Origin of the sequence: Pantoea sp. Cy-640 (assembly GCF_011752635.1) — a bacterium.
Lineage (GTDB): Bacteria > Pseudomonadota > Gammaproteobacteria > Enterobacterales > Enterobacteriaceae > Pantoea > Pantoea dispersa.
The window spans coordinates 181,614-194,527 of sequence record NZ_VWXB01000011.1 but is presented as its reverse complement, the minus strand read 5'-3'; the positions used below and the strand labels follow the sequence as shown (position 1 = coordinate 194,527).

Genomic DNA, 12,914 nt, shown 5'->3' with positions numbered 1-12,914 from the left:
TCTTCGACAGGCTCATCCTTGCGTATTATGACCGGGCAGAAAAGCGTATTATCCGGATCGACTGACCACAAAAAGTGTTACCTGTGTGCCCGGTCTGATCTGTTACCCATGTGCCCGGTCGTACCTTTATGCGCACCTGGATTGCGTACAAAGTTTTAATTGGGAAATGCACTCCTGCACCTGGATAACAGGAAAATTTATGTCTTATAAACTGCAATTTACACGTGGCGTACCGTTATCCCCTGCAACACCATCAACCTGAAGAAATAAGCCACTCATTATTCGATTTCCCTTTCCGAAAGAAATTGTTCCTGGCACCGATAGTATCATAAATGAACAATAACCACTCATATAAAGTGGTTATTTACTATGTCTCCGAACCAATCCAACGCGCCTCTGCACCATCACACTTTTTGTCTATACCACCGCAGGCGCATTTTTCAGCGCTGTCTACACTGTTAGCACTGCGCTTACAACAAAGTGTTAACGATTACATTTTGAAATCCTTTTAATATCTTAAATTTAGAGATTTTTCAGCGTAGTAACGGTGATGAAAATGCGTTATTTTCAGCGTCGTCTGATAGCCGATATTTATAGTGATGTCAGAAACTTAAAGGGTGCTATACCTTACTGGTTATGTGACTGATTCGGGCAAAAAATGCTGGATTACAGGGTTTCAGCGTGTGTAACCGATTACATCGATGTGATCGCACTCACTTTTTCCCGCAGGCAGCTTACTTAACATTGATAAAAACAAAGATGGATAAACTTCGGAGGCAATATGCCTGGTAATACTCACAAAAGCAGAACCTCAAACAAGGCGATGACCCTGTTTGTCTGCTTTCTGGCCGCTCTGGCGGGCCTGCTGTTCGGTCTGGATATCGGCGTTATCGCCGGTGCCCTGCCCTTCATCGCGAAAGATTTCAACGTTACCGCACATCAGCAGGAGTGGATCGTCAGCTCAATGATGTTCGGTGCTGCGGTCGGTGCCGTGGGCAGCGGCTGGATGTCTTCGCGTCTCGGCCGTAAAAAGAGCCTGATGGCCGGTGCCATCCTGTTCGTTATCGGTTCACTGTGGTCGGCGATGGCGCCAAACCCGGAAATGCTGATTGCCGCACGCGTGGTGCTCGGCCTTGCCGTCGGTGTTGCCTCTTATACCGCCCCGCTGTATCTCTCGGAAATCGCACCAGAGAAGATCCGCGGCAGTATGATTTCCCTGTATCAGCTGATGATCACCATCGGTATTCTCGGCGCTTACCTGTCTGATACCGCGTTCAGTGCCTCGGGCGACTGGCGCTGGATGCTGGGCATCATCACTATTCCGGCGGTGCTGCTGCTGGTTGGCGTGGTGTTCCTGCCCAACAGCCCACGCTGGCTGGCGGCGAAAGGTGACTTCCGCGATGCACAGCGCGTGCTGGATCGCCTGCGTGACACCAGCGAGCAGGCGAAACGCGAGCTGGATGAGATCCGCGAAAGCCTGAAGATCAAACAGTCCGGCTGGCAGCTGTTCCAGAGCAACAGCAACTTCCGCCGCGCGGTGTTCCTCGGCGTGCTGTTGCAGGTGATGCAGCAGTTCACCGGCATGAACGTCATCATGTACTACGCACCGAAAATCTTCGAAATCGCCGGCTTCGCCAATACCACGCAGCAAATGTGGGGCACCGTGATCGTGGGTCTGGTGAACGTGCTGGCCACCTTTATCGCTATCGGTCTGGTGGATCGCTGGGGCCGTAAACCAACACTGGTGCTGGGCTTCCTGGTGATGGCAGCCGGCATGGGTATCCTCGGTACCATGCTGCACATTGGCATTAACTCTGCCGGTGAGCAGTACTTTGCCATCGCCATGCTGCTGATGTTCATTGTTGGCTTCGCGATGTCAGCCGGTCCGCTGATTTGGGTACTGTGTTCTGAAATCCAGCCGCTGAAAGGGCGTGATTTTGGTATCACCGTCTCTACCGCGACCAACTGGATTGCCAACATGATCGTTGGTGCCACCTTCCTGACCATGCTGAACTCGCTGGGCAACGCGCCGACTTTCTGGGTCTACGCCGCGCTGAACGTGTTCTTTATTCTGCTGACGGTCGCGCTGATTCCGGAGACCAAAAACGTCTCGCTGGAGCACATCGAGCGCAACCTGATGTCGGGCAAAAAACTGCGCGATATCGGCCAGCAGTAAGGCCGGATGCTTTAACCGGGGCTGCCGCAGGGCGGCCCTTTTTTTTATCTGCCCCCTTTACGCATGCAGTTGCGAACCCCGCTGCAACGCCTTATGCTGCCGCACATGAAAACGCCACGTCTGCCCATCGCCCTGCAACAAGCCGTCATGCGCTCGCTGCGCCATTTTTTGCAGCTGGCTCAGCAAAAACTCGAACGTCATTTCGAAGAGCCAACGCTGGTTTATCAGCAGCGCGGCACGGCCGCAGGCACCGCGTGGCTGGAGCAGTGGCAAATTCGCCTCAACCCGGTGCTGCTGCTGGAAAACCAGCAGGCTTTTATTGATGAAGTAGTGCCGCATGAGCTGGCGCATCTGCTGGTGTGGAAAACCTTCGGCCGCGTACCGCCGCACGGCAAAGAGTGGAAGTGGATGATGGAGGACGTGCTGGGCGTGCCCGCCCGCCGCACCCATCAGTTCGCAATCACTTCGGTGCGCAGCAATACCTTCCCCTATCGCTGTCGCTGCCAGCAACATCAGCTGACGGTACGCCGCCATAACCGCGTGGTGCGTGGTGAGAGCGAATATCGCTGCGTGCATTGCGGTACGCTGCTGCAACCCGGTGAATACGCAGCGGATTAGTCCGCGATTCTCATTCCCCGCGCCCGGCCATTCTGTTACCCTGCCGCCCTTTTTCGGTACCAGGTTATTTTTTGGAATATGTCTCGCAAAACGCTGTTATTACTCTCTCTGCTGGTCGCGCCGCTCAGCGCGTACAGCCTCAGTCTCACCCATTACAACCAGAACAATTTTCAGCAGGCGAAAGTGGTCGCGGCAAAGATCAACGCGGATGCGCCGGCGGATTTTTACTGCGGCTGCAAAATCAGCTGGCACGGTAAAAAAGGCGTGCCGGATCTCAGCAGCTGCGGCTATAGCGTGCGCAAGAACGCCAACCGCGCAGAACGCATCGAGTGGGAACACGTCATGCCGGCTTGGGAGTTTGGTCACCAGCGTCAGTGCTGGCAAAACGGCGGACGCAAAAACTGCAGCAAAGACGCAGATTACCGCCGCATCGAAAGCGATCTGCACAACCTGCAGCCAGCCATTGGTGAAGTGAACGGTGACCGCAACAACTTCCAGTACAGCCAGTGGAACGGTGGCGAGCAGCAGTACGGTCAGTGCAGCATGAAGATCGATTTTAAGCAGAAGCGCGCCGAGCCTCCCGAGCGCGCGCGCGGCGCCATCGCCCGCACCTACTTCTATATGCGCGACCAGTATCATCTGCGCCTGTCACGCCAGCAAACCCAGCTGTTCACCGCGTGGAACAAGCAGTATCCGGTCACGCCGTGGGAGTGCGAACGCGACCAGCGCATCGCCGCAGTGCAGGGAAATCACAATTCCTGGGTACAGCAGGCTTGCCAGCGCTGAAAGCGCTACCCTACACTAGCTTTTTTCGATTGGGCCGCATCGCGCGATGCGGCATAACGCCGGCAGGAACCGCATGCGCATACCCCGCATTTATCACCCCGAAGCTTTAACCGTTAACAGTGAAGTTCTGCTTGATGAGGATGCCGCCAACCACGTCGGCCGCGTGTTGCGCATGAGCGCCGGACAGCAGATCGAGCTGTTTGATGGCAGTAATCTGACTTTTAGCGCCGAAATCACCCAGGCCGACAAAAAGCGTGTAAAAGTAAAGGTCCTTGCCAGCCAGCCTGACGATCGCGAATCCCCGCTGCACTTACACCTCGGTCAGGTGATGTCGCGCGGTGAAAAAATGGAATTCACTATCCAGAAATCGATCGAACTGGGCGTGAATGTGATTACGCCCTTGTTTTCTGAACGCTGTGGCGTAAAGCTGGATGCCGAACGCCTGGCGAAAAAGATTCAGCAGTGGCAGAAAATTGCCATCGCCGCCTGCGAGCAGTGCGGTCGTAATCGCGTGCCGGAAATCCGCGCCGCGATGACGCTCGAAGCCTGGTGCGCCGAAGCGGATGACGGCCTGAAGCTCAACCTGCATCCGCGCGCCAGCCACAGCATCAATACGCTGCCGCAGCCGGTTGAACGCGTACGGCTGCTGATTGGCCCGGAAGGCGGCCTGTCGGCAGAGGAAATTGCCATGACGGCGCAGCACGGCTTTACCGATATCCTGCTCGGTCCGCGCGTTTTGCGCACCGAAACCACGGCGCTCACCGCCATCACGGCACTTCAGGTGAGGTTTGGTGACCTCGGTTAAGGGATACTTTCAGCCCGAAGACACACGCAGATAACTGACCAGCACAACGCTTTCGCACGGAACGGGGTGGCTGAATTCCCCTTTGAGGAGAGAATAATGATTAAGCTTGGCATCGTTATGGACCCGATTTCGTCCATCAACATTAAAAAAGACTCCAGCTTCGCCATGTTGCTGGAAGCACAGCGCCGCGGTTATGAAATTCACTACATGGAGATGGGCGATCTGTCGCTGCGCGGTGGCGTAACTTACGCGCGCACCCGGCTGCTGAGCGTCGAGCAGAACTATGATCAGTGGTACACGTTTGGCAGCGAGCAGACTATCCCGCTGGCCGATCTTAACGTGGTGCTGATGCGTAAAGACCCGCCGTTTGATACCGAGTTTATCTACGCAACCTATCTGCTGGAGCGCGCGGAAGAGCAAGGCACGCTGATCGTTAACAAACCGCAGAGCCTGCGTGACTGCAACGAAAAACTCTACACCGCCTGGTTTGCCGACCTGACGCCAGACACGCTGGTGACGCGCAACAAAGAGCAGCTGCGCGCGTTCTGGCAGGAGCATGGCGATGTGATCTTCAAGCCGCTTGACGGCATGGGCGGCGCGTCGATTTTCCGCATCAAAAAAGATGATGCCAACTTCGGCGTGATCACTGAAACGCTGACCAACCACGGCCAGTTCTTCTGCATGGCGCAAAATTATCTGCCGGCGATCAAAGACGGTGATAAACGCGTGCTGGTGGTCGATGGTGAACCAGTGCCATACTGCCTGGCACGCATTCCGCAGGGCGGCGAAACCCGTGGCAACCTCGCCGCCGGTGGCCGCGGCGAAGCCCGTCCGCTGAGCGACAGCGACTGGGAAATTGCCCGCCGCGTAGGTCCGACATTGAAAGCCAAAGGGCTGATTTTTGTCGGCCTCGATATTATCGGTGATAAACTGACAGAAGTTAACGTCACCAGCCCAACCTGCATCCGCGAAATCGAGGCGGCGTTCCCGGTCTCCATCACCGGCATGCTGATGGACGCGATTGAAAAACGTTTGGGCTGAGGATGCCGCAGGAGTGAGAGCTCCGTGAACCACCCAAAGCCGGTGCAGCCGTTCAGCACCGGCTATTTTTGGTAAACGAGTGAGAATGAATTTACAGCACCATTTCTTGATTGCGATGCCGTCGCTGCAGGACCCTTTCTTCAAACGCTCGGTGGTGTATATCTGCGAGCATAACGAAGAGGGTGCCATGGGTTTGATCGTTAACAAGCCGATGGACAACCTGACGGTCGAAGGCATCCTGAAAAAACTTAAGATCAGCCCATCAGAACGCGATCCTGCCATCAAACTGGACAAACCGGTGTTTGCCGGTGGTCCGCTGGCGGAAGATCGTGGCTTTATTCTGCACTCGGCCCAGCGCGTGTTCTCCTCCAGTATCCGCATTTCTGACAATACGGTGATCACCACTTCGCGCGATGTGCTGGAAGCGATCGGCACGCGTGAACAGCCAGAGAACGTGCTGGTAGCACTGGGTTATTGCGCGTGGGAGAAAGATCAGCTGGAAAATGAGCTGCTGGAGAATGCCTGGCTGACCACGCCGGCCAATACGCAGATCCTGTTCCAGACGCCGATTGCCGAACGCTGGCGTGAAGCCGCGCGCAGCATGGGTGTGGACATCCACAACATGACCAGCGATGCAGGGCACGCCTGATGGCCAGTGAAACGCTGCTCGGCTTTGACTTCGGCACCAAAAGCATCGGCGTTGCCATCGGGCAACAGCTGACCGGCACTGCGCGTCCGCTCACCGCGCTGAAAGCGCAGGACGGCACGCCGGACTGGGAGCTCATTGGTAAGCTGCTGAAAGAGTGGCAGCCGGATTACGTGGTGGTTGGCCTGCCACTCAACATGGACGGCAGCGAACAGCCGCTGACGGCGCGCGCGCGCAAGTTTGCTAACCGGCTGCACGGCCGCTTCGGCGTGCGTGTGGAGCTGCAGGATGAGCGCCTGAGCACTGTTGAAGCGCGTGCCGACCTGTTCGAACGCGGCGGCTATCGCGCGCTGCAGAAAGGTCATATCGATTCGCAGTCCGCAGTGATTATCCTGCAGGACTGGTTCGAGACGCATTAAATCAGCCCGGACGCGGCCGCGCGGTTTCGCGCCGCCGTGTCGGCGGTTCTCAGGGCACGTCCCTGCTCAAATCAATCCCGCCTCGCGCCGGGCCTGCTCGCTCTGGGCGAAAGTCTGCATCCCTGCCTGCGCGCCAGTCTGCAACACACCAGGCAGCTGATGCATTTTGCCTTCGCGGATCAGGTTAGCGACCGCCGGCGTCGCCACCAGCACTTCAAACAGGCCAATGCGGCCGCCGGCTTTGGCGGCGACTAAACGCTGCGCCAGCACCGCTTTCAGGCTGCCGGCCAGCTGCGTGCGCACGAGGTTTTTCTCCTCGGCCGGAAAAACATCCACCAGCCGGTCCACCGCCTGCGTCGCGCCGCGCGTATGCAGCGTGGCCAGCACCAGATGGCCGGTCTCGGCAGCGGTCAGCGCCAGCCGGATGGTTTCGCTGTCGCGCAGCTCACCCAGCAGGATCACATCCGGATCTTCACGCAGCGCCGCTTTTAATCCGAGCTGAAACGAAGCGCAGTGCGCGCCGATTTCGCGCTGCTGAATCAGCGAACGCTGGCTGTGATGGACGAACTCGATCGGATCTTCCAGCGTGATAATGTGGCGCGCCTGCTGACGATTAAGGCTATCCACCAGCGCCGCCAGCGTGGTGGATTTGCCGCTGCCGGTCGCGCCGGTGATGAGGATAAGCCCTTCCTCCAGCTGCAGCAGCGAGCGCACCACGTCCGGCAGCTGCAGGCGCGCTATATCCGGTGGCTGACTGGCAATCAGCCGCAGCGCCAGCGCCAGTCCGTGACGCTGGCGGAACAGATTGGCGCGCAGCCGGCTGCCATTGCCGAGCGTGATGGCGAAATCGACGTGACCGCTGCCGGCTAACTCGCTGCGCTGCGCGGCGCTAAGCCACTGCTCGCTAAAGGCCTGCAGCCAGCGCTCAGGCAAGGTGTGCTGTTGCGGTATTGGCTCCAGCACGCCCTGCCGGCGCCAGTGCGGTAAATGTCCGCTGCAAAGGTGCAGATCGGCCGCATTATGCTTTACACTAAGCGCCACAACGTCATCCAAATCCATTTAACTTCTCCTGACTATGACTTCCATTGAGCACAACTTACAGCAAGTGCGCGAGCGGATCGCTGCTGCCGCCGCGCGTTGCGGCCGCGCGCCAGAAGAAATTACGCTGCTTGCAGTGAGCAAAACCAAATCTGCGAGCGCTATCGCAGAAGCCATTGCCGCCGGACAGCGCGCCTTCGGTGAAAATTACGTGCAGGAAGGGGTTGAAAAAGTTGCCGAACTGGCCGCACATCCTGATCTGCAATGGCACTTTATCGGGCCATTACAATCCAATAAAAGCCGTCTGGTGGCGGAAAACTTTGCCTGGTGTCACACCGTTGACCGTCTGCGTATCGCGCAGCGGCTGAACGATCAGCGTCCGGCCGCGCTGCCACCGCTCAACGTGTTAATTCAGGTAAATATCAGTGACGAGCACAGCAAATCTGGCATCATGCTGGAGGCCGTCGCCGGGCTGGCACAACAGATTGCCGCCCTGCCGCGTTTGCGCCTGCGTGGACTGATGGCGATTCCGGCGCCCGAGCAGGATTACGCGCGCCAGCTGGCGGTGTGCCAGCAGATGGCCAGCGCGTTTCGCGCCTTGCAACAGGACTATCCAGGCGTCGATACGCTTTCTCTGGGAATGAGCGACGATATGGATGCGGCGATTGCCGCAGGCAGTACGATGGTGCGCATCGGCACCGCGGTATTTGGCGCGCGGGATTATGCACGCCCTTCACAACAATAATTGAGGAACCTCATGTTAACACTGACGTTTTTAGTCAAAACGCTGATTGATCTGTACGTGATGGTGCTGCTGCTGCGCATCTGGATGCAGTGGTCACGCTGTGACTTTTACAATCCGCTGGCGCAGTTTGTCGTGAAGATCACCCAGCCGATTGTTAAACCGCTGCGCCGCATTTTGCCGGCGCTGGGACCGATTGACACCGCGTCGCTGCTGCTGGCATTCGTGCTGACCACGCTGAAATATCCGATTCTGCTGCTGATTCAGGTCGGGGTGTTCTCCGTCGATCCGACCAACCTGCTGGTGGGCCTGCTGTCACTGGTCAAATCCGCCGGCTATCTGGTGTTCTGGGTGATCATTATTCGCTCGCTGATGAGCTGGATCAGCCAGGGACGCGGTGCGATGGACTATGTGCTAATCCAGCTGACCGAACCGCTGATGGCACCGATTCGCCGTATCCTGCCGGCGATGGGCGGCATCGATTTCTCGGCGATGATCGTGATTCTGGTGCTGTATGCGCTGAACTTCCTCGGTATGGACCTGTTCCCGGGTCTCTGGTACCTGCTGTAATTCGTTAATCTGGAACTGTTATGCAAAAAGTTGTGCTCGCCACCGGTAATCCGGGCAAAGTACGTGAACTGGCCGATCTGTTAGCGGCCTTCGGCCTGGATATCGTGGCGCAAACCGAGCTGGGCGTAGAGTCTGCCGAAGAGACCGGGCTGACCTTTATCGAAAACGCCATCCTGAAAGCGCGTCACGCGGCGCAGATCACCGGCCTGCCGGCGATTGCCGATGACTCCGGGCTGGCGGTCGATGCGCTGGGCGGCGCGCCGGGCATTTACTCGGCACGCTATGCCGGCGTTGATGCCAGCGACCAGCAGAATCTCGACAAACTGCTGCAGGCACTGGAGCAGGTGCCGGACGGCGAGCGCCAGGCTCAGTTCCACTGCGTTCTGGTGTACGTGCGTCACGCCGCCGACCCGACGCCGCTGGTGTTCCACGGCAGCTGGGCCGGGGAGATTACCCGCGCGGCCGCCGGTGAAGGCGGTTTCGGTTATGATCCGATCTTCTACGTGCCGGCGCTGGGTAAAACCGCCGCCGAGCTGAGCAAGGATGAAAAGCGTGCCGTGTCGCACCGGGGTAAAGCATTGACGCTGCTGCTGGAAGCGATGCGCAATGCCTGAGTTACCACCGTTAAGCCTTTATATCCACATCCCGTGGTGCGTGCAGAAATGTCCGTACTGCGACTTCAACTCGCACGCGCTCAAAGGCGAAGTGCCGCACAGCGAGTATGTGCAGCATCTGCTCAACGATCTTGACCAGGATCTGCCGCTGACCGCCGGGCGCGAAGTGCGCACCATCTTTATCGGCGGCGGCACGCCCAGCCTGCTGAGCAGCGAGGCGATGCAGCAGCTGATGGACGGCGTGCGCGCGCGCCTGCCGCTGGCGGCGGACGTCGAAATCACCATGGAGGCCAATCCGGGCACGGTGGAAGCCGATCGCTTCAGCGGCTATCAGCGGGCGGGCATTAACCGGATCTCGATTGGCGTGCAGAGTTTCAGTCCGCAAAAGCTGACGCGCCTGGGCCGCATCCACGGTCCGGACGAGGCGGTCCGCGCGGCACAGCTGGCGGCCGGTCTCGGCCTGCGCAGCTTTAACCTCGACCTGATGCACGGCCTGCCGGATCAGTCGCTGGAAGAGGCGCTGGACGATTTGCGCCAGGCGATTGCCCTCAACCCGCCACATCTGTCGTGGTATCAGCTGACCATCGAGCCCAACACGCTGTTTGGTTCACGCCCGCCGGTATTGCCGGATGACGATGCGCTGTGGGATATCTTTGAGCAGGGTCATCAGTTGCTGAGCGCCGCAGGCTATCAGCAGTATGAAACCTCGGCCTACGCCAAACCGGGCTATCGCTGCGAACATAACCTGAACTACTGGCGCTTCGGTGATTACCTCGGCATCGGCTGTGGCGCGCACGGCAAGCTGACGCAGCCGGACGGGCGCATCGTGCGTACGGTGAAAACCCGTCATCCGCGCGGTTTTATGAAGGGCAACTATCTGGATAAGCAGCATGACGTGCCGGACGAGGACAAGCCGTTCGAGTTCTTTATGAACCGGTTCCGCCTGCTGGAAGCCGCGCCGCGCGCCGATTTTCAGCGCTACACCGGGCTGGACGAGGCAGTGATTCGCCCGCAGATCGACGCAGCCATTGCCGCCGGTTATGTGCAGGAGCAGCCAGAGCACTGGCAGATCACCGAAAAAGGCAAACTGTTCCTCAATTCGCTGCTGGAGCTGTTCATGTAAATTCAGCGGAGAAGGCACGCGCCTTTTCCGCTGGCAGCCGTACTAAACCGCACGGCTGCATCTGTCACGCTCAGGCGACCATCACCTCATTATTGATTAACAGCGTTGCGCTGTGGTCGAGACTCTCAAACACCTGCCACACCCTGCCACCGCTCTGCTGCGTCCCCTGCTGCTGCCACTGCTGATAAAATTGCGTGCTATCGCTGAGCTGCACCACGTCGCCGGCATCACCATCAATCAGCCAGCTGCGCGTGCGCTCTGGCAGCAGCACATCCTGGTGCGCCTGCTGCAACAGCTGCTGCGCATCCAGCTGCAGCAGATTGTCTCCTGAGCCGGTGAGATCGATATGCTGCAGGCCGCTGATATGCTGCGTCAGCTGCTGATAATCAAGCTGCTGATGTTCTCCTTCCAGCACCAGCGCAGAGAAGCCCTGCAGCAGTTGTCCGCTGTGCGCCGCCAGCCACTGCTGCACATCATTCAGATGCAGCTGCGCGCCCTCCTGTTCCAGCGTTTCCGGCAGCGTATGGTGCTGTACCAGGCTCTCGTCTTTGCCCCAGCGCACAGTATCAATAATCCAGCCGACATCGCGCTTCACCAGCACGTTCCAGCACAGCACTTTTTTATAGGTATCCGGATCTTCACCCGAATGGACGTCAATATAGCCAATCTGCTGGCCCGCCGGAGCCTGCCAGCTAAAGGTGTTCAGGCCTTGCTCAGACCGGCTGGCGCCACCGGGCTGCAGGTATTCGCGCCCCAGCAGCTCGCCGCTGGGGGAGAAGATATCCACGTAGGTATCGCAATTGTGGAGATAGCCATAATTGAACTCCACGTAATTGGTGGCACCAAAATCAAACTGCACGACCGAATGATCCAGCATCTCAATCGCTTTGCTTTCATAGCCATCCGGCCGGTTCATGATGCCGGTATAGAAACAGTTGTTGCTGGTGCCATGTTTCAGTTCGGTGACTTTCAACCCGCCGTACTGATACACCCGGCCGGTTTGCCAGCTGGTATTGGCACGGCAGTTCCAGTTCTCTTCACCAGAACTGTGCTTTACGCCAGAGTCATAGTTAATCGCCCAGTTGGGCGCATAGTCACTGACGTTACCCGCCACATCGACCGCTTTTACCGTAAAGTTGTTGCTGCCCGTCTGCATGTCGCGGTCCGGGGTAATCTGCCAGCGACCATCGGCCCCCACCGTCGCGCTGCCGGCTGCCACGCCGTTCTGGTACAGCGTCACCTGACTGTAAGGCTCGGCCTGTCCGGAAAAATCGAGCCGCTTATCGTCGGTGGTCTGGCCCGGCAGCACCGGCTGGATGGTGCCGACGTCATCGATAGCCTGCAGGATGGCGGGCGTGTTGATACGAGTGTCGATGGTCAGCGTCCAGCTGTCGCTCCATTGACTGACGTTGCCGGCTTTATCGCTGCTGCGGCTGCGAAAACGCCAGTCGCCGTCCGGCAGCAGATCCTGCGGCGGTGTCCAGTGCCAGTGGCCGCTGCTGTCGACGGTGGCCGTACCGCCGACAACCCACTTTCCGCCCGGTGCGGCATACTGAATGCGCACCACGCTGCCGGGCTCGGCTTCGCCGTGCAGTTCCGGCCGGACATCATCGGTGGGTTTGCCGCGGCCAAACTGGCCCTGATACAGCCCGCGATTGTCGTCGTAATAGCTGAACGTCGGCGTTTCCGGGGTAAGCGTATCGAGATGAAAGGTCCACTTCGGCGACGGCTGACTGCGGTTGTCGGCGCGGTCCTCGGCCTGCGCCGTCAGGTTATAGGTTCCGTCCTGCGGCAGATCGAGCTGCGCCTGCCAGTTGCCCTGCGCATCGGCACGCACAGAGGCGAGAAGTTGGTTGCCATTATAGAGATAAACCAGCGCGTTACCTTCGGCCTGCCCGCGTACCACCGGCTGATCATCGTTGGTATAGCCGTTACGGCGGATGCTGTTACCGTCCTCCACGCCGCCGGCAACGTGGTCTTCAATCGCTTCGATGATCGGTCTGGCGGGCGGATGGGTATCGATATTGTAATCAACGCGCGTAGGTGCGCTGTGATTGCCAGCGGCATCCACGGCGGTGAAGGTTAGCTGGTATTCACCATCGGCCATCGGCTGCGGCGGCATCCACTCGAAGTGGCCATTGATCACCGGCACGCGTAGCGGATTGCCACCGTTAACCGTCACGATGACTTCAACGGCATCCGGCGTTTGCACCGTTCCCTGCCAGCGTTTTTGCGGGTCGTTGTACCAGCCGCGTTCGGCAACGATAACCACAGGGGGCGATAAAACCGGATGTGAACTGGAAGCAGAGGTGTCAGAAAATAACATAAAATTTCCT

The 12,914-nt window shown here is 58.3% G+C and carries 13 protein-coding genes; 11 read left to right on the top strand and 2 right to left on the bottom strand.

The features are described 5' to 3' along the window. The first annotated feature begins 781 nt into the window (after positions 1–781). From F3J36_RS22045 to ruvX, 7 genes are all read left to right on the top strand, one after another. Entirely contained in the window at positions 782–2,176 is a 1,395-nt protein-coding gene (locus tag F3J36_RS22045) for a sugar porter family MFS transporter (protein WP_031279461.1), read from the top strand. Positions 2,177–2,281: 105 nt separating this feature from the next. Next, the gene (locus F3J36_RS22040) at positions 2,282–2,794 is read left to right on the top strand and encodes a SprT family zinc-dependent metalloprotease (protein WP_088517903.1); all 513 of its coding nucleotides are present in this window, start codon (positions 2,282–2,284) and stop codon (positions 2,792–2,794) included. Positions 2,795–2,872: 78 nt separating this feature from the next. Then, the gene (endA, locus tag F3J36_RS22035; RefSeq protein ID WP_058757110.1) at positions 2,873–3,580 is read left to right on the top strand and encodes a deoxyribonuclease I; all 708 of its coding nucleotides are present in this window, start codon (positions 2,873–2,875) and stop codon (positions 3,578–3,580) included. Between the two features lie 73 nt (positions 3,581–3,653). Then, positions 3,654–4,385, top strand: a complete 732-nt coding sequence (gene rsmE / locus F3J36_RS22030) for a 16S rRNA (uracil(1498)-N(3))-methyltransferase (RefSeq protein ID WP_021506632.1) — start codon at positions 3,654–3,656, stop codon at positions 4,383–4,385. Positions 4,386–4,481: 96 nt separating this feature from the next. After that, positions 4,482–5,426 (top strand): glutathione synthase, encoded by a 945-nt coding sequence (gene gshB / locus F3J36_RS22025; protein ID WP_021506631.1) that lies wholly within the window; start codon positions 4,482–4,484, stop codon positions 5,424–5,426. Positions 5,427–5,511: 85 nt separating this feature from the next. Continuing rightward, positions 5,512–6,075 carry a YqgE/AlgH family protein gene (locus F3J36_RS22020; protein ID WP_021506630.1) on the top strand — a complete coding sequence of 188 codons (564 nt, stop codon included), beginning with the start codon at positions 5,512–5,514 and terminating at the stop codon, positions 6,073–6,075. After that, positions 6,075–6,491 carry a Holliday junction resolvase RuvX gene (gene ruvX / locus F3J36_RS22015; protein ID WP_058757113.1) on the top strand — a complete coding sequence of 139 codons (417 nt, stop codon included), beginning with the start codon at positions 6,075–6,077 and terminating at the stop codon, positions 6,489–6,491. The genes F3J36_RS22020 and ruvX overlap by 1 nt, the downstream gene beginning before the upstream one ends. 66 nt (positions 6,492–6,557) lie before the next feature. Here the strand turns inward: ruvX and F3J36_RS22010 are convergent, their stop codons facing one another. After that, positions 6,558–7,550 carry a type IV pilus twitching motility protein PilT gene (locus F3J36_RS22010; RefSeq protein ID WP_166720604.1) on the bottom strand — a complete coding sequence of 331 codons (993 nt, stop codon included), beginning with the start codon at positions 7,548–7,550 and terminating at the stop codon, positions 6,558–6,560. Positions 7,551–7,566: 16 nt separating this feature from the next. On the opposite strand from F3J36_RS22010, the gene F3J36_RS22005 reads away from it, so the two are divergent. Genes F3J36_RS22005 through hemW form a run of 4 tightly spaced genes read left to right on the top strand, consistent with a single transcriptional unit; the run spans position 7,567 to position 10,578 of the window. Continuing rightward, on the top strand, positions 7,567–8,274 hold the full coding sequence (locus tag F3J36_RS22005; protein ID WP_166720603.1) for a YggS family pyridoxal phosphate-dependent enzyme: 708 nt from the start codon (positions 7,567–7,569) through the stop codon (positions 8,272–8,274). 12 nt (positions 8,275–8,286) lie between these two features. After that, positions 8,287–8,841, top strand: a complete 555-nt coding sequence (locus tag F3J36_RS22000; RefSeq protein WP_021506626.1) for a YggT family protein — start codon at positions 8,287–8,289, stop codon at positions 8,839–8,841. Between the two features lie 20 nt (positions 8,842–8,861). Then, on the top strand, positions 8,862–9,455 hold the full coding sequence (locus tag F3J36_RS21995) for an XTP/dITP diphosphatase (protein WP_059011651.1): 594 nt from the start codon (positions 8,862–8,864) through the stop codon (positions 9,453–9,455). Beyond that, positions 9,448–10,578, top strand: a complete 1,131-nt coding sequence (gene hemW, locus F3J36_RS21990) for a radical SAM family heme chaperone HemW (protein WP_166720602.1) — start codon at positions 9,448–9,450, stop codon at positions 10,576–10,578. Before F3J36_RS21995 ends, hemW begins: the two co-directional genes overlap by 8 nt. A 70-nt stretch (positions 10,579–10,648) precedes the next feature. On the opposite strand, the gene F3J36_RS21985 is transcribed toward hemW, so the two are convergent. Further along, entirely contained in the window at positions 10,649–12,904 is a 2,256-nt protein-coding gene (locus F3J36_RS21985; protein WP_166720601.1) for an Ig-like domain-containing protein, read from the bottom strand. Between the last annotated feature and the right edge of the window lie 10 nt (positions 12,905–12,914).

Excerpts from the sequence above, each read along its gene's own strand:
- F3J36_RS22045 (WP_031279461.1), top strand. The coding sequence starts at position 782 with ATGCCTGGTAATACTCACAAAAGCAGAACCTCAAACAAGGCGATGACC.
- F3J36_RS22040 (WP_088517903.1), top strand. The coding sequence starts at position 2,282 with ATGAAAACGCCACGTCTGCCCATCGCCCTGCAACAAGCCGTCATGCGC.
- endA (WP_058757110.1), top strand. The coding sequence starts at position 2,873 with ATGTCTCGCAAAACGCTGTTATTACTCTCTCTGCTGGTCGCGCCGCTC.
- rsmE (WP_021506632.1), top strand. The coding sequence starts at position 3,654 with ATGCGCATACCCCGCATTTATCACCCCGAAGCTTTAACCGTTAACAGT.
- gshB (WP_021506631.1), top strand. The coding sequence starts at position 4,482 with ATGATTAAGCTTGGCATCGTTATGGACCCGATTTCGTCCATCAACATT.
- F3J36_RS22020 (WP_021506630.1), top strand. The coding sequence starts at position 5,512 with ATGAATTTACAGCACCATTTCTTGATTGCGATGCCGTCGCTGCAGGAC.
- ruvX (WP_058757113.1), top strand. The coding sequence starts at position 6,075 with ATGGCCAGTGAAACGCTGCTCGGCTTTGACTTCGGCACCAAAAGCATC.
- F3J36_RS22010 (WP_166720604.1), bottom strand. The coding sequence starts at position 7,550 with ATGGATTTGGATGACGTTGTGGCGCTTAGTGTAAAGCATAATGCGGCC.
- F3J36_RS22005 (WP_166720603.1), top strand. The coding sequence starts at position 7,567 with ATGACTTCCATTGAGCACAACTTACAGCAAGTGCGCGAGCGGATCGCT.
- F3J36_RS22000 (WP_021506626.1), top strand. The coding sequence starts at position 8,287 with ATGTTAACACTGACGTTTTTAGTCAAAACGCTGATTGATCTGTACGTG.
- F3J36_RS21995 (WP_059011651.1), top strand. The coding sequence starts at position 8,862 with ATGCAAAAAGTTGTGCTCGCCACCGGTAATCCGGGCAAAGTACGTGAA.
- hemW (WP_166720602.1), top strand. The coding sequence starts at position 9,448 with ATGCCTGAGTTACCACCGTTAAGCCTTTATATCCACATCCCGTGGTGC.
- F3J36_RS21985 (WP_166720601.1), bottom strand. The coding sequence starts at position 12,904 with ATGTTATTTTCTGACACCTCTGCTTCCAGTTCACATCCGGTTTTATCG.